Below are 18,448 nucleotides of genomic sequence, written 5' to 3'. Positions count from 1 at the left end.
ATGAAAAGATTTTTCTCGGCGCTGCTGCTGGCCGGCTGCGCAACGCTGCTGGCGGCCTGTGGCCCGTCCAAGCCTGAGCTGAAGTTCAACAATACCGATGTCACCGGCCTGGACTACGCCAAGGACTTCGCCTTGACCGACCACAACGGCAAGCCGCGCACCCTGGCCGATTTCAAGGGCAAGGTGGTGGTCATGTTCTTCGGCTACACCCAATGCCCGGACGTCTGCCCGACCACCATGATCGAGATGGCCAATGTCATGAAGGAACTGGGGCCGGATGCGGACAAGGTGCAAGTGCTCTTTGTCACCGTCGATCCCGAGCGCGATACGCAGGAAGTGCTGTCGCAATACGTGCCAGCCTTCGACAAGCGTTTCCTGGGCCTGCGCGGTGACCTGCCGCAGACCGAGAAGGTCGCCAAGGAATTCAAGGTGTTCTACCAGAAGGTACCTGGCAAGCAGCCCGGCAGCTACACCATGGACCACACGGCCGGCAGCTATGTGTTCGATACCCAGGGCCACATCCGCCTGTTCGTCAAGCACGGCCAGGGACCGCAGACCCTGACGCATGACATCAAGCTGCTGTTGAACTGAGCCGGAGAGCTCATCCATAGATGGAAAAAAGAAAGGCGCCCGAGGGCGCCTTTCTTGTTGCTGCGATGCGGATCAGCCGGATCAGGAATAGGCCTGCAGCGCCGTCTTCATCTTCTTCAATGCGACCGCTTCGATCTGGCGAATACGCTCGGCAGACACACCGAACTCATCAGCCAGCTCATGCAGGGTGGCACCGGAACCATCGTCATTGGCCAGCCAGCGGGCTTCGACGATACGGCGCGAGCGGTCATCCAGTTTGGACAGTGCGGCTTCCAGGCCTTCCGATTGCAGGCGATCGTACTGCTTGGCCTCGATGACACGGGTCGGCTCCGAATTGTCGGAAGACAGGTAGGCGATGGGTGCGAACTTGTCATCTTCATCATCGGTGGGCGACTCCAGGGCGATATCGCGACCGGACAGACGGGTTTCCATCTCGATCACTTCCTCGCGCTTGACGTCCAGGGTCTTGGCCAGCGCCTCGACCTGTGCCGGGGTCATCGCGTCCAGACCTTCCTTGTGGCTGCGCAGGTTGAAGAACAGCTTGCGCTGGGCCTTGGTGGTAGCAACCTTCACCAGACGCCAGTTCTTCAGGATGTACTCGTGGATCTCGGCCTTGATCCAGTGCATGGCGTAGGACACCAGACGCACGTTCTGCGCCGGGTCGAAACGCTTGACCGCCTTCATCAGGCCGATGTTGCCTTCCTGGATCAGGTCGGCGTGCGGTAGGCCATAGCCGAGATAACCACGGGCGATCGAGACGACCAGGCGCAGGTGCGACAACACCATCTTCTGGGCGGCACCCAGGTCATTCTTTTCGCGCAGGTCGCGGGCCAGCTTGATCTCTTCCTCGTGGGTCAACATGGGCAGGCGGTTCACTGCGGAAATATACGCGTCGATATTGCCCAGGCTGCCGGAAAAACCAAGCGCGAGTGCATTGGACTCGGCAGGCATGAGTGCAGTTTGTGCAGACGCAGTTTTCATGGATTCTCCTCGTTCCTAGCGGAAACAGTATGAAGCGGTAAGCTTTGGGGCCGGCGCCGGTGGCTTGGCGCGGCAGATGCGCAGCGGGCGCATCGTCTCGGTTTGTTGCAGTGCTCACATAAAACTGGAGCAATTCGATAAGGTATTCTAGCACTCGTCACCCCAGAGTGCTAATAGCATGATTGGGAAGCGTTGATAGCCGAAGACTATTGCCGATCAATCTCTCATTGCATTATTTCCCCTTCATATTAGTCGCCTTTGGGCGACAAAAGTTGCGATGCGGGTCAAAAGCAGGCGAGAAACTTGTAACAATTTTTGCAGCGCGCCACGGGGCTGGGAAGAGGCAGACGCCAGGGCAGAAAAGGGAGCACAGACAGAAGTGCCGCTTTGCCGGCAGGGACCGGCGACCACCCTTGGGAAGACGTACGAGACTTGGAATTATTGCAGGGCGAGGAGTTCCACCGGTGTTTCCGATGCCAGAAAAACCGAAGCCCGCTACTGCGGGCTTCGATCTGGAGGCGCCAGGAACAGCCTCAGGCCTTGCGGGCCAGCTGCCGATGCACCGACAGCATTGCCCCGAACAGGCCCAGCAGGGCGCTCACGGCCAGCAACAGGGCGATGGCCATGGGGCTGGGCAGGGCCAGCTGGAATTCCGACGCATACAGGTGCGCAAAGTCGAGGATGGCCGCATTGAGCGGTTGCTGTGCCGCCACCACCAGCCCCAGCGCCACCAGTCCCGCGCATCCGCCCAGCAGCGCGCCGGTGTAATAGAAGGGCCGGTAGATGAAGGAATTGGTCGCCCCGAACAGGCGCGACACCTCGATCTCGTCGCGCTGCGTCATCACCTGCAGGCGGATCGTATTGAACACCACCGCCACCACCACCGCACCCAGCGTAATGCCGAGGAACAGCAGCACCAGCCGCAGGATGCGCAGCAACGCCGCCAGCCGCTTGACCCATTCCGAGTCGATCTGCACCGTATCCACGCCGGCCTGCTTCTTCAGTTGCTGCGCGATGTCATCGACGCGGCCGGCATTCATGGCGTTCTCGAAGCCTGGCAGGCGCACCACGAAGCTGTCCGGCAGCGGATTGCTGCCCAGGGTATTGAGCACATCGGCCAGGCCGGTCTTGCTCTTCAAGGCATCGAAGGCCTTCTCGCGCGGGATGAACTCGACCTTGCCGTTGGTATTGCCGTCCTTCAACACCTGGTTGATGGTCTTGCCCACCGCCAGCGCAGCATCGCGGCTGGCCTCGGGTTTCATGAAGATGCTGATTTCCGGCTCCACCGACATCTGGTCCGAGATCGGGCGCACGTTTTCCAGCGCCGAGAGGCCCGCAAAGGGCAGCGCCAGCGCTATCGAGACCACCAGCACGTTGAGCACGAAGTTGCCCGGCGAGTGCAGCAGGTGGCGCAAGGCGTCGGCGATGGCGGCGAAATGCTGTCTCAACCAGTTCATGGCGATACCTCCACCGGATTGGCCACGCCGTTGTGCCAGCCATCGACGATGCGGCCGCGGTCCAGGTAGACGATGCGGTCGGCACCGGTCAGGAATTGCTCATCATGGGTCGAGATCAGGCAGGTCACGCCCACGCCATGGAAGGATTTCAGGGCCGCCAGCACCTTGTTGGCATTGGCGCGGTCCAGGTTGGCCGTCGGTTCGTCGGCCAGGATGATCTGCGGACGGTTGACGATGGCCCGTGCAATGGCCACCCGCTGCTGCTCGCCACCGGACAGTTCCAGCGGTTCGCACATGGCCTTGCTCAGCAGGTCCACCTTGTCCAGCGCGGCGCGGGCGCGCTTTTCGGCGTCCTGGCGCGAGGAACCGGTGACGATCAGCGGCAGCATCACGTTGGCCAGCAGGTTGCGGTCCAGCAGCAGCTTCTGCTGCTGGAAGATCAGCCCCAGATTGCGGCGCAGGTAGGGCAGGCCGGAAGCCTTGATGCCACCGATGTCGGTGCCGTTGACGCTCAGCTTGCCCGCCGTGGGGCGCTCGATGGCCGCGATCATCTTCAGCAGCGTCGATTTTCCGGCGCCCGAAGGGCCGGCCAGGAAGATCAATTCGCCCTTCTTTACCGACAGCGTGATGTCGCGCAGGGCGTAGACCTCGCGCGCGTATTGCTTGGAAACCCGGGTAAATTCAATCATCAGTTCAGCTCAGGAGGGCATCGACGAATTCGGTGGCGTTGAATGGTTGCAGGTCTTCGATCTTTTCGCCCACACCGATGAAATACAGCGGCACCGGGCGGGTCTTGGCGATGGCGGCCAGGATACCGCCCTTGGCGGTGCCGTCCAGCTTGGTCACCACCAGGCCGGTCAGCCCCAGCGCATCATCGAAGGCCTTGACCTGGGCCAGCGCATTCTGGCCGGTGTTGCCGTCGATGACCAGCAGCACTTCATGGGGGGCCGAGCTCATCGCCTTGGCAATGACCCGCTTGATCTTCTTGAGTTCATCCATCAGGTGCAATTGCGTGGGCAGGCGGCCGGCGGTATCGACCATCACCACATGCGTACCGCGCGCCTGCGCCGAATGCACCGAGTCATAGGCCACCGCAGCCGGATCACCGGATTCCTGCGCGATCACCTGCACATTGTTGCGCTCGCCCCAGATAGCCAGCTGCTCGCGGGCGGCGGCGCGGAAGGTGTCGCCGGCGGCCAGCAGCACTGACTGCCCATGGGCCTGCAGGTGCAAGGCCAGCTTGCCGATGGTAGTGGTCTTGCCGGCACCGTTGACGCCGGCGATCATCATCACCAGCGGCTTCTCGCGGCCCAGCACCAGTGGACGCTGCAGCGGTTGCAGCAGGTCGATCAGCAGCGTGCGCAAGGCAGTACGCACCTGGGCGGCTTCGGTCAGGCGCTCGGCCTTGACCTTCTTCTTCAGTTCGTCCAGCAGCCACTGGGTGGCCTCGACACCAGCGTCCGACACCAGCAGTGCCGATTCCAGTTCTTCGTAGAGATCGTCATCGATGCGCGCTCCCACGAACAGGGTGGTGAGATTGCTGGACGTCTTGGACAGCCCCGCCTTCAGGCGCGACAGCCAGGAACGCTTGACCTCCGGTTCCGGCTCGGGTGCGGCGACGATCTCGGCTTCTTCCTCGGCCGCATCCTCGACGGGGGCAACTGCCTCGGGCAGCACTGGCGGCGCAGGGGCCACGGTAGGCGCCGCTACAGGCGCGACTGCGGGTGCAGACACCATCGGCGCGGGTGCAACGGGAGCAGCAGGTGAGACGGGGGCTGCCGGTACGGGCTCTACCGGAGTGGGAGCCGGCTGCGGCGCCGCTTCGGGCTGGGGCGGCAGCGCGGGCTGCGCTTCCGGTTTGGGTTTTCTCTTGAAGAAACTGAACATCGGATGGCGATAGGCTGGATTCGGGCTGCGGCCGGGGCGGGAAGGCGGGAGGGGAGGCGCGCATGGCTGTCCTGACAACCGCAGTGGACAGGTTACAATTGCCCTTCCACAAGCCCCGCGCATGGCCGCCAGGGTCAATGAATCCAGCATTTTATCAGAGCACAGCCCATGAATTTGAAGATCAGAGCCCTTCTCGCCACTGCCCTCTTCAGCCTGCTGGCCGGTGGCGTCACCCCGGCACAGGCCGAGCCGGCACGCGAATTCGTGCTCGGCAATGGCATGAAGGTGGTGGTCAAGGAAGACCGGCGCGCGCCCACGGCGGTGCAGATGGTCTGGTACAAGGTCGGTGCGGTCGACGAGTTCAACGGCACCACCGGTGTCTCCCACGCGCTGGAACACATGATGTTCAAGGGCACCCGCAACCATAAGGTGGGCGAGTTCAGCCGCCTGGTGGCCGAACTGGGCGGGCAGGAAAATGCCTTCACCGCCAATGACTACACCGCCTACTTCCAGCAGATCGAGAAGAGCCACCTGGAAAAGGTCATGGCCCTGGAAGCCGACCGCATGGCCAACCTGCAATTCGACGCCAACGAATTCGCCAAGGAAATCCGCGTCATCATGGAAGAGCGCCGCTGGCGCACCGATGACCAGCCCATGGGCCTCCTGAATGAAGCCCTCAACGCCGCCGCCTGGACCGCCCATCCCTACCACCATCCGGTGATCGGCTGGATGGATGACCTGCAGCACATGACGGTGCAGGACATCGCCAGCTGGTACCGCCAGTGGTATGCCCCCAACAACGCCACCCTGGTGGTGGCCGGCGACGTCGATGCCCAGCGCGTGCTGGCGCTGGCCAAGAAGTATTTCGGCAAGATTCCCTCCCACGCCCTGCCACGCGGCAGGCCGCAGAACGAACCCCAGCAGATCGGCATGCGCCGCGTCACCGTCAAGGCGCCGGCCGAGAATCCCTATGTGGTGATGGCCTGGAAGGTGCCGGCCCTGCGCCAGGTGGAGCAGGACCAGGAAGCCTACGCCCTGGACGTGCTCTCGGCCGTCCTGGATGGCTATGACAATGCCCGCCTCACCGCGCAGCTGGTGCGCACCAGCAACCAGGCCACCTCCGTGGGCGCCAGCTACAGCGGCGTGGCACGTGGCCCGGTACTGTTCACGCTGGAGGGCAGCCCGGCCAATGGCGTCACCACCGAACAACTGGAAACCCTGCTGCGGGCCGAAGTCACCCGCATCGCCAGCGAGGGCGTCTCCGAACAGGAACTGCAGCGCGTAAAGACCCAGCTGATCGCCTCCCAGGTCTACAAGCGCGACTCCGTCTTCGGCCAGGCCATGGAAATCGGCATGCTGGAAACCGTCGGACTGGGCCAGAAGAACATCGACCGCATCATCGATCGCCTCAACAGCGTCACCGCCGCCCAGGTGCAGGAAGTGGCCCGCAAATACTTCGGCGATGACACCCTGACCGTGGCCACGCTGGTGCCGCTGCCGCTGGACGGCAAGAAGCCCGCGCCGCCACCGGCAGGGCTGTTGCACTGAGGCGCGTGTCGCCAGCGGTCACCGAGAGTCTTTCCAGTCCTTGCCGGAGGAAAACATGCCCGTCATCGTCGTCGCCAACCCCAAAGGGGGTGTCGGCAAGACCACCCTGGCCACCAACCTGGCCGGCTATTTCGCCAGCCAGGGCCATGGCGTCCTGCTGGGGGATATCGACCGCCAGCAGTCTTCACGCGCCTGGCTCGCCATCCGCCCTGAGCAGGCCCGTCCGATTGCCACCTGGGAAGTCAATGAAGACTACGTCGCCAAGCCCCCCAAGGGGACCAGCCACGTCGTGCTCGATACCCCGGCCGGGCTGCATGGCTGGCGCCTCAACGACGCCCTCAAGCTGGCCGACAAGGTGCTGGTGCCGCTGCAGCCCTCGATCTTCGACATCCTGGCCACCCAGGACTTCCTGCGTCGGCTGGCCAGTGAAAGGGCGGTGCGCGAAGGCGAGATCGACGTCGGCATCGTCGGCATGCGGGTCGATGCCCGTACCCGCTCGGCCGAGCAGCTGCAGCGCTTCATCGAGGGCCTGAAACTGCCGGTGCTGGGTTATCTGCGCGACACCCAGAACTACGTCCAGCTGGCCGCGCACGGTCTGACGCTGTGGGATATCGCCCCCTCCCGCGTACAGCGCGATCTGGAGCAATGGCAGCCCATCCTGCAGTGGCTGGCCAGCGCCAAGGGCAATGAGCAAGATGCACAACGCGGATGATCCGCAGGTTTCGATTCCAGGCTTCCATGAAAAAATACTTAGGTTTTCTCCTCCTTCCGCTGAGCCTGCTGAGCAGCGCCCCTGCTTCGGCAGCCCTGGCGATCCAATCGTGGACCCAGCCCGACGGCGCCCGCGTACTGTTCGTGGCCAACCATTCCATTCCCATGCTGGACGTGAGCGTGCAATTCGACGCCGGCCAGCGCCGTGATCCCGCCGCCAAGGCTGGCCTGGCCGAACTGACTGTGGCCAGCCTCACGCGTGGCGTGGACGCCGGCCAGGGTGCTGATGGCGCCAATGCTGCCCTGTCCGAAGCACAGATCCTGGATGGCTTCGCCGATGTCGCCGCCCAGCAGCAGGGTGGGGCCGGCCAGGACCGCGCCGGCGTGAGCCTGCGCACCCTGTCTGCCCCGGCCCAGCGCGACGTCGCATTAGGCCTGCTGGCGCGCATGCTGGCCCATCCCAGCTTCCCGCAGGCCGGCCTGGATCGCGACAAGGCCCTGGCCATCGCCAACATCAAGGAAGAACTGACCAAACCTGAAGCCATCGCCGAAAAAGCCTTCATGCAAGCGGCCTATGGTACGCACCCCTACGCCGTCGACGCGGATGAAGCCAGCCTGCAGGCCATCACCCGTGATGACCTGGTGGCCTTCCACCGCGCCCATTACGTGGCCAATCGCGCCGTCATCGCCCTGATCGGCGATATCACCGAAGCCCAGGCCCGTGCCATTGCCAGCGCGCTCACCCGCCAGTTGCCACAGGGCGCAGCCTTGCCGGCGCTGCCACCGGTGCCCACGCCTAAAGGGGGAGAAACGCGTATCGCCCATCCGGCCTCGCAATCCCATATCCTCATCGGCGCCCCGGCCCTGCAGCGTGGCGACAACGATTTCTTCGCGCTGACGGTGGGCAACTATGTGCTGGGCGGCGGCGGTTTCGTCTCGCGTCTGACCGACGAAGTGCGTGAAAAGCGCGGCCTGAGCTACAGCGTCTATAGCGGTTTCTCGCCACTGGCCCAGCCCGGCCCCTTCCAGATCGGCCTGCAGACCAAGAAGGAACAGACCGCCGAAGCATTGCGCGTGACCCGCGCCACGCTCGACAAATTCCTCCAGGACGGCCCCAGCGCCGCCGAGCTCAAGGCCGCCAAGGACAACCTGGCCGGTGGTTTCGCGCTGCGCATCGACAGCAACGCCAAGCTGCTGGAAAACCTCTCCGTCATCGGCTTCTACGGCCTGCCACTGGATTACCTGGATCACTGGATCGAACGCGTCCGCGCCGTCAGCGTGCAGGACGTGCGCGCCGCCTTCCGCCGCCATGTGCAGCCGGCGCAGCTGTCCACGGTCATCGTCGGTGACGACGCCCCATAAAGGCACAATCAGCAGCAAGGAAAGTCATGAGCAAGAGCAGTCCCCCCAAGTCCGCCCCACCGGGCAAGCCGCGCAAGCCCGTCAATCGCGGCCCGCACCAGGTCCGCATCATCGGCGGCCAGTGGAAGCGCACCCCGCTCCCGGTGCTGGATGCCGAAGGTCTGCGCCCCACGCCGGACCGCGTACGCGAAACCGTCTTCAACTGGATCACCCACCTGATCGATGGCGACTGGGCCCAGGTGGCCTGCCTGGACCTGTTCGCCGGCTCCGGCGCCCTTGGTTTCGAGGCCGCCAGCCGTGGCGCGCGTCGCGTGGTGATGGTGGAAAACAGCAGCCCGGCGGTACGCCAGCTGGAAGCCAATCGCGACAAGCTCAAGGCCGACGCCATCGCCATCCTGCGCGGCGACGCCCTGGCGGCCGCCCAGAATGCGGCCCAGCGCGAGCCCGGCGGCTACAGCCTGGTATTCATCGACCCGCCGTATCACCAGGGCTGGCTGGAAAAAGTGTTGCCTGTCTGCATGACTTTGCTTGCGCCGTCGGGGCTGGTCTATGCCGAAGCCGAATTCCCGCTCGACGGCGATGATGCCCCGGCGTGGATGCAAGACTGGGAAGTGGTCCGCGCCGACAAGGCCGGCATGGTCTTCTATCATTTATTGCAACGCAAAAGCAGTGCCCGAATTGAGGCATAATGCGCCTTCTGATTGAATAGCCGGTGAGGAGACACCATGGTCACAGCTGTATATCCAGGGACATTCGATCCGTTGACGCGTGGGCATGAGGACCTGGTCCGCCGCGCTTCCGGATTGTTCGACAAGCTGGTCGTGGGCGTAGCCGACAGCAAAAACAAGAAACCCTTCTTTTCGCTCGAAGAGCGTCTGTCGATCGCCAATGAAGTGCTGGGCCACTATCCGAATGTCCAGGTGGAGAGTTTCTCCGGCCTGCTGAAGGATTTCGTGCGCCAGAACAATGCCCGCGTCATCGTGCGCGGCCTGCGCGCGGTGTCCGACTTCGAGTATGAATTCCAGATGGCGGGGATGAACCGCTACCTGCTGCCGGACGTCGAGACGCTGTTCCTGACGCCCTCCGACCAGTACCAGTTCATCTCCGGCACCATCGTGCGCGAGATCGCTCAGCTGGGCGGCGACGTCTCCAAGTTCGTCTTTCCTTCGGTCGAGAAATGGCTCAAGGAAAAGATCGCCAAGCAATAAGGCCAGGCGATCCACAAGAGGTAAAGGTAGGGCAATGATGTTTCAAGCAAGCGAGGTGCGGCAATGGCACTGATGATTACCGACGATTGCATCAACTGCGACGTCTGCGAACCGGAATGCCCCAACGAGGCCATCTACATGGGTCCGCAGATCTACGAGATCGATCCGGACAAGTGTACCGAGTGCGTCGGTCACTTCGAGGAGCCGCAGTGCCAGCAGGTCTGCCCGGTGGCCTGCATCCCCTTCAACCCGGCCTGGCGTGAAAGCCGCGAGCAGTTGATGGAGAAGTACGAGCGCCTGCAGGCAGGGGCCAAGGCTTCCTGATCCCATTCCCGCCGTCCTTTCCGAGATGCCGTTCAGTGTCGCGCTGAACGGCATTTTGGTTTTGTGGATGCGCATGGAAAACACCATAGGCCAGGCTTGATACCGGCTATCGGCAGGCACAGATCGGCCCCGGTGCAGACAATGCCAGACTCGTGCCAGCCTCAGATTCATCCGCCCGGTATTCATCCACCCGGCTTCATCCTGCTACAACATGCATTCACTGCAAAAATCCGCCGTCGCCGCGCTGCTGCTCAATTCCACCCTCTGGGGCCTGTCCTGGACCGGCACGCGCGCGCTGGAAGGTATGGGTCTGCATCCGGTATGGGCCACGGCTGCCATCTTCAGCGCCTGCGCACTGCTGCTGGTGCTGCTGCGCTGGCGTGAGCTGCCGCAACTGTGGCGCCACCCGACGCTGTGGTGCGTGGGCCTGGCCACGGGCCTGACCAACTGTTCCTTCAACGTTGCGGTGGCCTATGGCGATGTAGTGCGGGTGATCCTGCTGTTCTACCTGATGCCCATCTGGACCGTGATCCTGGCGCGCCTGGTCCTGCACGAAGCCATCACCTCGCGCTCCCTGGCCCGGGTGGCACTGGGCCTGGGCGGCGCCTTCATCGTGCTCTATCAGCCGCGCCTGGGCCTGCCGCTGCCGCAGAGCCTGCCGGACTGGATGGCCGTGCTCTCCGGTCTGCTGTTTGCCATCACCAACGTCTTGCTGCGGCGCCTGCACGGACTTTCCGATGGCGCCCGCGCCGTCGCCATGCTGGCCGGTAGCGGTGTATTGGCGGGTCTGTTGGGTGTGGGGTTGTCCCTGGCCGGCATGATCGCCTGGCCGCTGCACGTGCCGGTGGCTGCGTGGCCGGTGGTCGGGCTGTGGGCAGTGCTGTTCCTGGTATCGAACCTGTGTCTGCAATATGGGGTGGCGCGCCTGCCGGCCAACATCACGGCCGTGATCATGCTGGCCGAAATCCTGGTGGCCAGCAGTTCGGCCTGGGTGCTGGGCGCGGCCGGCCTGCGTGCGCAGGACATCGTGGGCGGCATCCTTATTCTGGCCGCACCCTGGATCGTGCGCGACCGCCGGCCTGCCGTGCAGCCGGCCTGATCAGTCCGCCGGCGCCAGCATCACGCGGTTGCGCCCGGCTTCCTTGGCCTGGTACAGCGCCTGGTCGGCCGCCTTGAGCATGGCCTGCTTGACCTCGCCCGCCGGCCGGCTGCGGTCCGGCGGCGACAGCGAGGCCGCGCCGATGGAGGCACTGATCTTCAAAGGATCGCGCGAGCCCTCGATCATCACACCCCGGCTGCAGATGCCGGCACGGATACGCTCGGCGATGCGGGCTGCATCGTCCCGGGTGGCGTGCGTGAGCAGCACCACGAATTCCTCGCCGCCGAAGCGCCCCAGCGCATCCGACAGGCGCAGCTCTTTCTTGATCCGCGCCGCTACCTCTCGCAACACATCATCCCCGCTCTGGTGACCGAATTGGTCGTTGACCCGCTTGAAATGGTCGATGTCGATGAACAGGCAGGACAGGGCCGAGCGGTCGCGCTGGCTGCGCGCCACTTCTTCCTGCATGCGCTGCTCGATGTAGCGGCGGTTGTTCACGCCGGTCAGCGGATCGGTCAGGCCGATGTGCTTCAGGCGTTCATTGTTGATGACGTTTTCCAGGCAGACCGCGGCAATGGTGGCCAGCCGTTCGATGAAATCGGTGGCCAGCGAACGGGTGAATCGCTCGCTGTAGGCACTGCCCAGCGACAGGTAGCCCAGCAGCCGGTGCTGGCGCACCAGCGGTAGCACCGCCACGCTGACCGGCTGGTAGTGCGGGAACAAGGGGCCATGCAGCGCCGGCACGTATTCGCCCAGGCGCGGCTTGTCCTCGGGCAGGGCATGCTGGTCGTCGATGAAGGCCAGCGGGCGCGTCAGGAACAGCAGCTTGGGGAATTCGTTCACGCCGATCTGCAGGTCGCGCAGGATGCGCTGGATCGCGTAATCGCCGTCGATCAACGACAGGGTCACCGTCTCCAGGCTGAACACCCCCGGCATCACGGTCAGCATCACATCGATCAGTTCGCGGAATTCGCTGGCGCCGATCAGCTTGAGGTCGAACGCCTGATGGCGCTCGATGATGGACTGGTTGATGTGTGCCTGCTGCAGCAGGTCCTGCAGTTCTGCCCGCAGTTGTTCGTTGTCGGCAATCAGCGATTCCATAGCGATGGTCGATCTCATGTGCTCATCTGCATTTTCCGGCGCCCGGCCGGCCCCTTGCCCCGACCGGTCGCCCGGCCTCCCAGCGGCCGGTTGCGCTTGTGGCGGCCGGCCTTGCTCTCATGCAATATATCGACAGCATCGGCGCCGGCTTGATGCTGCCGCGCCTGATTTTTTACCAGCAAGAAACGTTCCTGTCCCGCTGCGTGTTCAGGCCGCCTGCGGCGCGAAGAAGCGCGTCCCCATCTCTTCCAGGCCCAGCGTGCGCAACACCTCCTGCAGGCGCTCTGCCGGACGGCGGCGCGGCAGGTCGCGGTATTGGGCGATGATCAATTCATTCTTCATCGAATGTTCCCAGCCCACCAGTTCGGTCACGCTGACCTTGTAGCCATGCGCTTCCAGCTGCAGGCAGCGCAATACATTGGTGACCTGGCTGCCGAATTCGCGGGTATGCAGCGGATGGCGCCAGATTTCGGTCAGCGAATTGGCCAGCGACTTGCCCTTGTTGCGGTTCAGGACCGAGGCCACCTCGGCCTGGCAGCACGGCACCAGGACGATGAATTTCGCCTGTTTGGCCAGCGCGAAATGGATGGCGTCGTCGGTGGCGGTGTCGCAGGCATGCAGGGCGGTCACCACGTCGATGCGCTCCGGCAGGCTGGGTGAGCTGATCGAATCGGCCACCGACAGGTTGAGGAAGGACATGCCACCAAAACCCAGGCGCGCCGCCAGTTCCTCGGACTTGCGTACCAGTTCTTCGCGGGTCTCGATGCCGTAGATGCGCGGCGCACCGGCCAGCGCCTTGAAGAACAGGTCGTACAGGATGAAACCGAGGTAGGACTTGCCCGCGCCATGGTCCACCAGGCTCACGTCCGGATGGTCGGCCAGCACTTCCTGCAGCAGCGGTTCGATGAACTGGTAGAGGTGATAGACCTGCTTGAGCTTGCGGCGGCTGTCCTGGTTCAGCTTGCCGTCGCGGGTCAGGATGTGCAGTTCCTTGAGCAGTTCGATGGACTGGCCGGAGCGGATCTCATGCGCCTGCGGCGCAGTGTCGGAATGGCCGGTGGCATTGGCTGCACCGGCGGCGTCGGCGGGTTTGCCACGGCGCTTGTCGCGGCCGGGGGCGCTGGGGGCTTGCTTGCTCATGGTGCTGCACTGGCGAAGAGCCGGCGCGGAGCCGGCGGGTTGGTATCGGGGGCGGGACGGGTGGCGCGCGTGCGGGTACAAGTGCAAGTACCACAAGTGCGCAGCCAGGGCCTGCCGTGGCCGGGCATTTTACCCGATCCCGATGTCAAGCTCGTGAAGTGTCTCCGGCGGGCGAGGGTTCTCTTTGAGCTTAGGCTGTTACAAAGTTTTTGAATTTGCTGTTATCCGTATGCTGGTCTCGATTTGAGAATTACTGTATGTTTGCACAGTAATTTCAGTGATGCCTTAAAATTGCATCCTGCCAAAAAAACGAAAGTGGAAATGCATTTGATCAAAGCTGGCAGCCAGCCTGCGATTCAAGCAGATAGAAATGTGTGTCGTTTATTTAAAAACCGTTGAAATTCAACGATTAAGTCTCATAATCTAAGGCATGCCAACCTATAGCCCAAGCTTAGTCGCAAACGCCTTTCTGTATAAGGCGAGGGAGAGTGGCGTCCAAATTTCGCACATGAAATTGCAAAAGCTCGTTTTCTTTATTCATGCCTGGAGCCTGGTGTCGGTAGGGTCGAGCTATGTTGGAGAACGCCCAGAGGCATGGCCCTATGGCCCTGTTTTTGACTCGCTATATCACGAATTAAAAAATTTTGGTTCTAGCGACATTAATACATACCTTACGCAAATGAATCCGCAAACTGGTGAGCGGCAGGCGTTAATGCCTATAGCTTCGGACCAAGCGTTTTGGTCCCTATTGAACCAAGTTTGGGACCGTTATGGGTATTTTTCAGCTCTCCAGCTATCAGCTCTTACCCATGAGCCGGGGGGGCCATGGGAGCAAGCACGTCAGAATAATCTAGGATGGCTGTCTGATGACGCAATTCGCAACCACTACGGACGACAAATCCAGAATGCCCGCTGATAACCCGTCGGACGGTTCACCTATTGCCTCTGGTGAAACTCAGCTCGTACCCCCTGTAACACCTCCAAAAACAAAGAGGTGGCCGTTCGGATCGGAGCGCGATGAGCGAAAGCAAATTGAAAAGGATGGCTCACAAAGCCATAACATCCGCCGATTAGCAGCATACGGCGGTGTAATTTTTTCGGGGGTACTGTACTTAGCTGGCTTGGGGGCCATTGCATTGGTCTTAGGAGTAGTGCCTGGTCACGACAGGGTAGATTCCTCATCTTGGCATATTGTTGTTGCAATCCTGGTGGCATTGTTCACGGTTCCAACTGTGCTCCTTATCGCAATCCTAAAGGTTACGTCTCCCAGTCAAGCAGGTGATTTGCCAACTAGCGTTCACGAGGCACTTGGCAAGATGTTTGAAAAGGTTGTTGACAAGGTAATAGGAAAAGATTGATCCGATTGGAATCACTGGCATTTTCTGTCCATCATGCCCATCACCATAACCAGGTCTTCGTGTCCGGAGGAAATCCGTTAAGCGTATTTCCATTGCTGGCGTAGTCTTGATGGACTTGTGAATCTTCACGAAGTTGTCGCCGCGAACTAGAAGCTGACTGCATGCATATGGTTCTCTAGCTTCTTTCTGAATGCGTTTGTCAGATAGGCGAGGCGGATTGTTGTCAGCCCAAAAAAATGGCTAGAAGAGCTGGCGGCCTAGAAGGCAGAAGCAATCAGCGCCCGCTGAACACCGCTGCCCGTTTCTGCTGGAAGGCCGCGATGCCCTCCTGGCGATCGGCACTGGCCGCCATCAGGGAAAAGGACTTGCGCTCCAACAGCAGCCCAGCCTCCAGCCCCAGTTCGAAGGATTGCAACATGGCCTCCTTGGCCAGGCGCACCGCCAGCGGCGATTTCTGCGCAATGGTGGTGGCCAGCGCCAGGGTGCGGCCCAGGGTGTCGGCATCGTCCACCACCTCGGCCACCAGGCCGGCGCGCAGGGCCTCCTCGGCCGCGATGAATTCACCCGACAGCACCATCTTCATCGCCAGCGGCTTGCCCACCGTGCGGATCAGGCGCTGCGTGCCACCGGCGCCGGGCAGGGTGCCGACATTGATTTCCGGCTGGCCGATGCGGGCGCCGCGCCCGGCGATGGCGATGTCGGCATGCATCAGCAGTTCACAGCCGGCCCCCAGCGCATAGCCGTTCACCGCCGCCAGCAGCGGTTTGGGGAAACGGGCGATGGCGCGCCAGTATTGGACACGCACATCAAGCTGGGTGGCGATGGCGTCCTTCTGGATCATTTCGTTGAGATCGGCGCCGGCAGCGAAGGCCTGCTCGTTGCCACTGATCACCACGGCCCGCACGCTGTCGTCGCTCTCTGCGCGCGCCAGTTCGCCGGCGATTTCCCGCAGGCTCTGGTTGCGCAGGGCATTGCGCAGCGCCGGCCGGTTCAGGCGCAGATGCAGCACGTGCGGCCCATGCCGCGCCACCAGGATGTCTTCCGGTTCTGGCTGCGCCGACATCAGGCCACCCTCTCGATCACCAGCGCGATCCCTTGCCCCACGCCGATGCACATGGTGCAGAGCGCATAGCGGCCGCCGTTGCGTTCCAGCTGGTTGATGGCCGTGGTCACCAGACGTGCACCCGAAGCTCCCAGCGGATGGCCGATGGCGATGGCGCCGCCATTCGGGTTGACGTGGGCGGCATCGTCCGGCAGGCCGAGTGCACGCATCACGGCCAGCCCCTGTGCGGCAAAGGCTTCGTTGAGTTCGATCACGTCCATCTGCGCCAGCGTCAGGCCCACTTGCGCCAGCACCTTGCGCACCGCCGGTGCCGGACCGAAGCCCATGATCCGTGGCGCCACCCCGGCACTGGCCATGCCCAGCACGCGGGCGCGTGGCCGCATGCGATACCGGTCGGCTGCCTTGGCCGAGGCCAGCAGCAGCGCGCAGGCGCCGTCGTTGACGCCCGATGCATTGCCGGCCGTGACCGTGCCGTCGGGCCGCACCACGCCCTTGAGCCGGGACAGCGTCGCCAGCGTGGTCTCGGGGCGCGGATGTTCGTCGGTGGCCACGAGGAGCGGATCGCCCTTCTTCTGCGGGATCGCCAGCGGCGCGATCTCTCCCGCGAAGAAGCCGTTCTCCTGCGCCGCGGCCCAGCGTTGCTGGCTGCGCAGGGCGAAGGCATCCTGGTCGGCGCGGGCGATGGCGAATTCCTCGGCCACGTTCTCGGCCGTCTCCGGCATGGAGTCGATGCCGTGCAATGCCTGCATCAGCGGATTGACGAAACGCCAGCCGATGGTGGTGTCGAAGATCGCCGCGCTACGCGAGAAGGCAGTGTCGGCCTTGCCCATCACGAAGGGGGCGCGCGTCATGCTCTCCACGCCACCGGCGATCATCAACTGCACCTCGCCGGAGCGGATGGCGCGGGCGGCCATGCCCACCGCATCCAGGCTGGAGCCGCACAGGCGGTTGATGGTGGTACCCGGTACCTCCAGCGGCAGGCCCGCCAGCAGCCCCGCCATGCGGGCCACGTTGCGGTTGTCCTCGCCAGCCTGGTTGGCGCAACCGTAGAGGATGTCGTCGACCTGGCCCCAGTCCACGCCGGGGTTGCGCGCCATCAGGCTGCGTATCGGTGCGGCTGCCAGGTCGTCGGCGCGCACCGCGCCCAATGCGCCGCCGTAGCGGCCGAAGGGTGTGCGGATGGCGTCACAGATGAATGCGTCCATGTGTAATCTCGTCGCTTGTGTCGTGATGTTGCGGGGTTCAGGCCGGCACGGCCGGGGAAGAGGTGGCGGCCTCCAAGGCGGGCGCGCCCTCGTTCTTCCTGCGGTTGTCGATCACGCGCCGGGCCTTGCCCACGGAGGAGCGTTCGATCATCCCCGCCGGCACCACGGTGACCTTGGTGGAGATGCCCACATAGGTCTTGATGCTGTGCTGCAGCTCCTTCTCCAGTGCCTCCACATGTTCGATGGAGGCATCCTCGCGCAGTTCGGCGAAGACGCACATGCTGTCCATGTGACCATGGCGCTCGATCTGCAACTGGTATTGCGGCGCCAGTTGCGGCAGCTTCAGGATCAGCTCCTCGATCTGGGTCGGGAACACATTCACCCCGCGGATGATGAGCATGTCATCCGAGCGCCCGGTGATCTTGCCGATGCGGCGCATCGAGCGCGAGGTCGGCGGCAGCAGGCGCGTCAGGTCACGGGTGCGATAGCGGATCATCGGGAGTGCCTCCTTCGACAGCGAGGTAAAGACCAGTTCGCCCTCCTCGCCATCGGGCAGCACTTCGCCGGTATCGGGATCGATGATTTCCGGATAGAAGTGGTCTTCCCAGATCACCGGGCCATCCTTGCTCTCGATGCATTCGCTGGCCACGCCCGGCCCCATCACCTCCGACAGGCCATAGATGTCTACTGCATCGATGCCGGCGCGTTGCTGGATTTCGCCGCGCATGGCATCGGTCCAGGGCTCGGCACCGAAGATGCCGACCCGCAGCGAACTGGCCGCCGGGTCCAGGCCCTGGCGCTGGAATTCCTCGATCACGTTGAGCATGTAGGAGGGCGTGACCATGATGATGCTGGGCTTGAAGTCGCGGATCAGCTGCACCTGCTTCTCGGTCTGTCCGCCCGACATGGGGATGACGGTGCAGCCCAGTTTTTCCGCACCGTAGTGGGCACCCAGGCCGCCCGTGAACAAGCCGTAGCCATAGGAGATCTGCACGATGTCGCCACGCCGGCCGCCAGCTGCCCGGATCGAGCGCGCCACCACGGTGGCCCAGGTATCGATGTCATTGCGCGTATAGCCGACTACCGTGGGCTTGCCGGTGGTACCGCTGGAAGCATGCACCCGCACCACCTGCTCGCGCGGTACCGCGAACAGGCCGAAGGGATAGTGGTCGCGCAAGTCCTTCTTGCTGGTGAAGGGGAAACGGGCCAGGTCCGCCAGGCTCTTCAGGTCGTCCGGATGCACGCCGGCCTGGTCGAAGGCGTGGCGATAGTGCGGCACATTGTCGTAGGCATGCCGGAGCGACCACTTCAAACGCTGCAGTTGCAGTGCCTGCAGTTCGTCGCGGCTGGCGGTCTCGATGGCGTCCAGCTCGCCGGGTTGGGGATTGCGGGTGGTCATGCTCGTCTCCAGTC

19 protein-coding genes are annotated in these 18,448 nt (G+C 63.2%); 10 read left to right on the top strand and 9 right to left on the bottom strand.

The annotated features are described in order from the left end of the window. Nucleotides 1-591, top strand: a complete 591-nt coding sequence (locus tag HWE04_RS00175; RefSeq protein WP_077236082.1) for an SCO family protein — start codon at nucleotides 1-3, stop codon at nucleotides 589-591. Nucleotides 592-672: 81 nt separating this feature from the next. On the opposite strand, the gene rpoH is transcribed toward HWE04_RS00175, so the two are convergent. The 4 genes from rpoH to ftsY all read right to left on the bottom strand — a co-directional run bounded on the left by rpoH (nucleotide 673) and on the right by ftsY (nucleotide 4,916). Then, entirely contained in the window at nucleotides 673-1,572 is a 900-nt protein-coding gene (rpoH, locus tag HWE04_RS00170) for an RNA polymerase sigma factor RpoH (RefSeq protein WP_077236081.1), read from the bottom strand. Between the two features lie 533 nt (nucleotides 1,573-2,105). Beyond that, the gene (locus HWE04_RS00165; RefSeq protein ID WP_241811162.1) at nucleotides 2,106-3,029 is read right to left on the bottom strand and encodes a cell division protein FtsX; all 924 of its coding nucleotides are present in this window, start codon (nucleotides 3,027-3,029) and stop codon (nucleotides 2,106-2,108) included. Next, on the bottom strand, nucleotides 3,026-3,718 hold the full coding sequence (locus HWE04_RS00160) for a cell division ATP-binding protein FtsE (RefSeq protein WP_077236079.1): 693 nt from the start codon (nucleotides 3,716-3,718) through the stop codon (nucleotides 3,026-3,028). Before HWE04_RS00160 ends, HWE04_RS00165 begins: the two co-directional genes overlap by 4 nt. Nucleotides 3,719-3,722: 4 nt before the next feature. Further along, nucleotides 3,723-4,916 carry a signal recognition particle-docking protein FtsY gene (gene ftsY, locus HWE04_RS00155; protein ID WP_241811161.1) on the bottom strand — a complete coding sequence of 398 codons (1,194 nt, stop codon included), beginning with the start codon at nucleotides 4,914-4,916 and terminating at the stop codon, nucleotides 3,723-3,725. Between the two features lie 168 nt (nucleotides 4,917-5,084). On the opposite strand from ftsY, the gene HWE04_RS00150 reads away from it, so the two are divergent. The 7 genes from HWE04_RS00150 (at nucleotide 5,085) to HWE04_RS00120 (ending at nucleotide 11,168) form a co-directional block, all read left to right on the top strand. Continuing rightward, complete coding sequence (locus HWE04_RS00150) at nucleotides 5,085-6,464, top strand: M16 family metallopeptidase (RefSeq protein ID WP_241811160.1); 1,380 nt, start codon at nucleotides 5,085-5,087, stop codon at nucleotides 6,462-6,464. A 55-nt stretch (nucleotides 6,465-6,519) separates the two neighbouring features. Then, complete coding sequence (locus tag HWE04_RS00145; RefSeq protein WP_077236076.1) at nucleotides 6,520-7,176, top strand: ParA family protein; 657 nt, start codon at nucleotides 6,520-6,522, stop codon at nucleotides 7,174-7,176. A gap of 26 nt (nucleotides 7,177-7,202) precedes the next feature. After that, complete coding sequence (locus HWE04_RS00140; protein WP_241811159.1) at nucleotides 7,203-8,537, top strand: M16 family metallopeptidase; 1,335 nt, start codon at nucleotides 7,203-7,205, stop codon at nucleotides 8,535-8,537. Between the two features lie 26 nt (nucleotides 8,538-8,563). Further along, nucleotides 8,564-9,226, top strand: coding sequence for a 16S rRNA (guanine(966)-N(2))-methyltransferase RsmD (gene rsmD, locus HWE04_RS00135; protein ID WP_241811158.1), 663 nt, complete (start codon nucleotides 8,564-8,566; stop codon nucleotides 9,224-9,226). A gap of 36 nt (nucleotides 9,227-9,262) precedes the next feature. Continuing rightward, complete coding sequence (gene coaD, locus HWE04_RS00130; RefSeq protein ID WP_006461533.1) at nucleotides 9,263-9,745, top strand: pantetheine-phosphate adenylyltransferase; 483 nt, start codon at nucleotides 9,263-9,265, stop codon at nucleotides 9,743-9,745. A gap of 63 nt (nucleotides 9,746-9,808) precedes the next feature. Then, entirely contained in the window at nucleotides 9,809-10,069 is a 261-nt protein-coding gene (locus HWE04_RS00125) for a YfhL family 4Fe-4S dicluster ferredoxin (protein WP_102663732.1), read from the top strand. A 211-nt stretch (nucleotides 10,070-10,280) separates the two neighbouring features. Continuing rightward, complete coding sequence (locus HWE04_RS00120; RefSeq protein WP_241811157.1) at nucleotides 10,281-11,168, top strand: DMT family transporter; 888 nt, start codon at nucleotides 10,281-10,283, stop codon at nucleotides 11,166-11,168. Here HWE04_RS00120 and HWE04_RS00115 read toward each other — a convergent pair whose 3' ends face one another. Further along, the gene (locus HWE04_RS00115; RefSeq protein ID WP_241811156.1) at nucleotides 11,169-12,287 is read right to left on the bottom strand and encodes a sensor domain-containing diguanylate cyclase; all 1,119 of its coding nucleotides are present in this window, start codon (nucleotides 12,285-12,287) and stop codon (nucleotides 11,169-11,171) included. It lies immediately after the preceding gene. 189 nt (nucleotides 12,288-12,476) lie between these two features. Next, nucleotides 12,477-13,409 (bottom strand): class I SAM-dependent methyltransferase, encoded by a 933-nt coding sequence (locus HWE04_RS00110; RefSeq protein WP_241811155.1) that lies wholly within the window; start codon nucleotides 13,407-13,409, stop codon nucleotides 12,477-12,479. A 430-nt stretch (nucleotides 13,410-13,839) separates the two neighbouring features. On the opposite strand from HWE04_RS00110, the gene HWE04_RS24595 reads away from it, so the two are divergent. Beyond that, the gene (locus HWE04_RS24595; RefSeq protein WP_446719201.1) at nucleotides 13,840-14,325 is read left to right on the top strand and encodes a Panacea domain-containing protein; all 486 of its coding nucleotides are present in this window, start codon (nucleotides 13,840-13,842) and stop codon (nucleotides 14,323-14,325) included. Continuing rightward, nucleotides 14,276-14,767, top strand: coding sequence for a hypothetical protein (locus tag HWE04_RS00105; protein WP_241811154.1), 492 nt, complete (start codon nucleotides 14,276-14,278; stop codon nucleotides 14,765-14,767). The genes HWE04_RS24595 and HWE04_RS00105 overlap by 50 nt, the downstream gene beginning before the upstream one ends. A gap of 274 nt (nucleotides 14,768-15,041) precedes the next feature. On the opposite strand, the gene HWE04_RS00100 is transcribed toward HWE04_RS00105, so the two are convergent. From HWE04_RS00100 to paaK, 3 genes are read right to left on the bottom strand one after another with little or no spacing between them, the layout of a single operon-like run. Then, complete coding sequence (locus HWE04_RS00100; protein ID WP_241811153.1) at nucleotides 15,042-15,830, bottom strand: enoyl-CoA hydratase-related protein; 789 nt, start codon at nucleotides 15,828-15,830, stop codon at nucleotides 15,042-15,044. After that, nucleotides 15,830-17,035 carry a 3-oxoadipyl-CoA thiolase gene (gene pcaF / locus HWE04_RS00095; protein ID WP_241811152.1) on the bottom strand — a complete coding sequence of 402 codons (1,206 nt, stop codon included), beginning with the start codon at nucleotides 17,033-17,035 and terminating at the stop codon, nucleotides 15,830-15,832. Before pcaF ends, HWE04_RS00100 begins: the two co-directional genes overlap by 1 nt. A 37-nt stretch (nucleotides 17,036-17,072) precedes the next feature. Beyond that, entirely contained in the window at nucleotides 17,073-18,434 is a 1,362-nt protein-coding gene (gene paaK, locus HWE04_RS00090; RefSeq protein ID WP_241811151.1) for a phenylacetate--CoA ligase PaaK, read from the bottom strand. Nucleotides 18,435-18,448: the final 14 nt, after the last annotated feature.

Source organism: Herbaspirillum sp. C7C2 (genome assembly GCF_022627865.1).
Classification (GTDB): Bacteria; Pseudomonadota; Gammaproteobacteria; order Burkholderiales; family Burkholderiaceae_D; genus Herbaspirillum; species Herbaspirillum frisingense.
This window is presented reverse-complemented; position numbering and strand designations above follow the sequence as displayed.

What these genes read in the sequence shown, in the direction of transcription:
- HWE04_RS00175 (WP_077236082.1), top strand. Translation starts at nt 1, where the DNA reads ATGAAAAGATTTTTCTCGGCGCTGCTGCTGGCCGGCTGCGCAACGCTG.
- rpoH (WP_077236081.1), bottom strand. Translation starts at nt 1,572, where the DNA reads ATGAAAACTGCGTCTGCACAAACTGCACTCATGCCTGCCGAGTCCAAT.
- HWE04_RS00165 (WP_241811162.1), bottom strand. Translation starts at nt 3,029, where the DNA reads ATGAACTGGTTGAGACAGCATTTCGCCGCCATCGCCGACGCCTTGCGC.
- HWE04_RS00160 (WP_077236079.1), bottom strand. Translation starts at nt 3,718, where the DNA reads ATGATTGAATTTACCCGGGTTTCCAAGCAATACGCGCGCGAGGTCTAC.
- ftsY (WP_241811161.1), bottom strand. Translation starts at nt 4,916, where the DNA reads ATGTTCAGTTTCTTCAAGAGAAAACCCAAACCGGAAGCGCAGCCCGCG.
- HWE04_RS00150 (WP_241811160.1), top strand. Translation starts at nt 5,085, where the DNA reads ATGAATTTGAAGATCAGAGCCCTTCTCGCCACTGCCCTCTTCAGCCTG.
- HWE04_RS00145 (WP_077236076.1), top strand. Translation starts at nt 6,520, where the DNA reads ATGCCCGTCATCGTCGTCGCCAACCCCAAAGGGGGTGTCGGCAAGACC.
- HWE04_RS00140 (WP_241811159.1), top strand. Translation starts at nt 7,203, where the DNA reads ATGAAAAAATACTTAGGTTTTCTCCTCCTTCCGCTGAGCCTGCTGAGC.
- rsmD (WP_241811158.1), top strand. Translation starts at nt 8,564, where the DNA reads ATGAGCAAGAGCAGTCCCCCCAAGTCCGCCCCACCGGGCAAGCCGCGC.
- coaD (WP_006461533.1), top strand. Translation starts at nt 9,263, where the DNA reads ATGGTCACAGCTGTATATCCAGGGACATTCGATCCGTTGACGCGTGGG.
- HWE04_RS00125 (WP_102663732.1), top strand. Translation starts at nt 9,809, where the DNA reads ATGGCACTGATGATTACCGACGATTGCATCAACTGCGACGTCTGCGAA.
- HWE04_RS00120 (WP_241811157.1), top strand. Translation starts at nt 10,281, where the DNA reads ATGCATTCACTGCAAAAATCCGCCGTCGCCGCGCTGCTGCTCAATTCC.
- HWE04_RS00115 (WP_241811156.1), bottom strand. Translation starts at nt 12,287, where the DNA reads ATGAGATCGACCATCGCTATGGAATCGCTGATTGCCGACAACGAACAA.
- HWE04_RS00110 (WP_241811155.1), bottom strand. Translation starts at nt 13,409, where the DNA reads ATGAGCAAGCAAGCCCCCAGCGCCCCCGGCCGCGACAAGCGCCGTGGC.
- HWE04_RS24595 (WP_446719201.1), top strand. Translation starts at nt 13,840, where the DNA reads ATGCCAACCTATAGCCCAAGCTTAGTCGCAAACGCCTTTCTGTATAAG.
- HWE04_RS00105 (WP_241811154.1), top strand. Translation starts at nt 14,276, where the DNA reads ATGACGCAATTCGCAACCACTACGGACGACAAATCCAGAATGCCCGCT.
- HWE04_RS00100 (WP_241811153.1), bottom strand. Translation starts at nt 15,830, where the DNA reads ATGTCGGCGCAGCCAGAACCGGAAGACATCCTGGTGGCGCGGCATGGG.
- pcaF (WP_241811152.1), bottom strand. Translation starts at nt 17,035, where the DNA reads ATGGACGCATTCATCTGTGACGCCATCCGCACACCCTTCGGCCGCTAC.
- paaK (WP_241811151.1), bottom strand. Translation starts at nt 18,434, where the DNA reads ATGACCACCCGCAATCCCCAACCCGGCGAGCTGGACGCCATCGAGACC.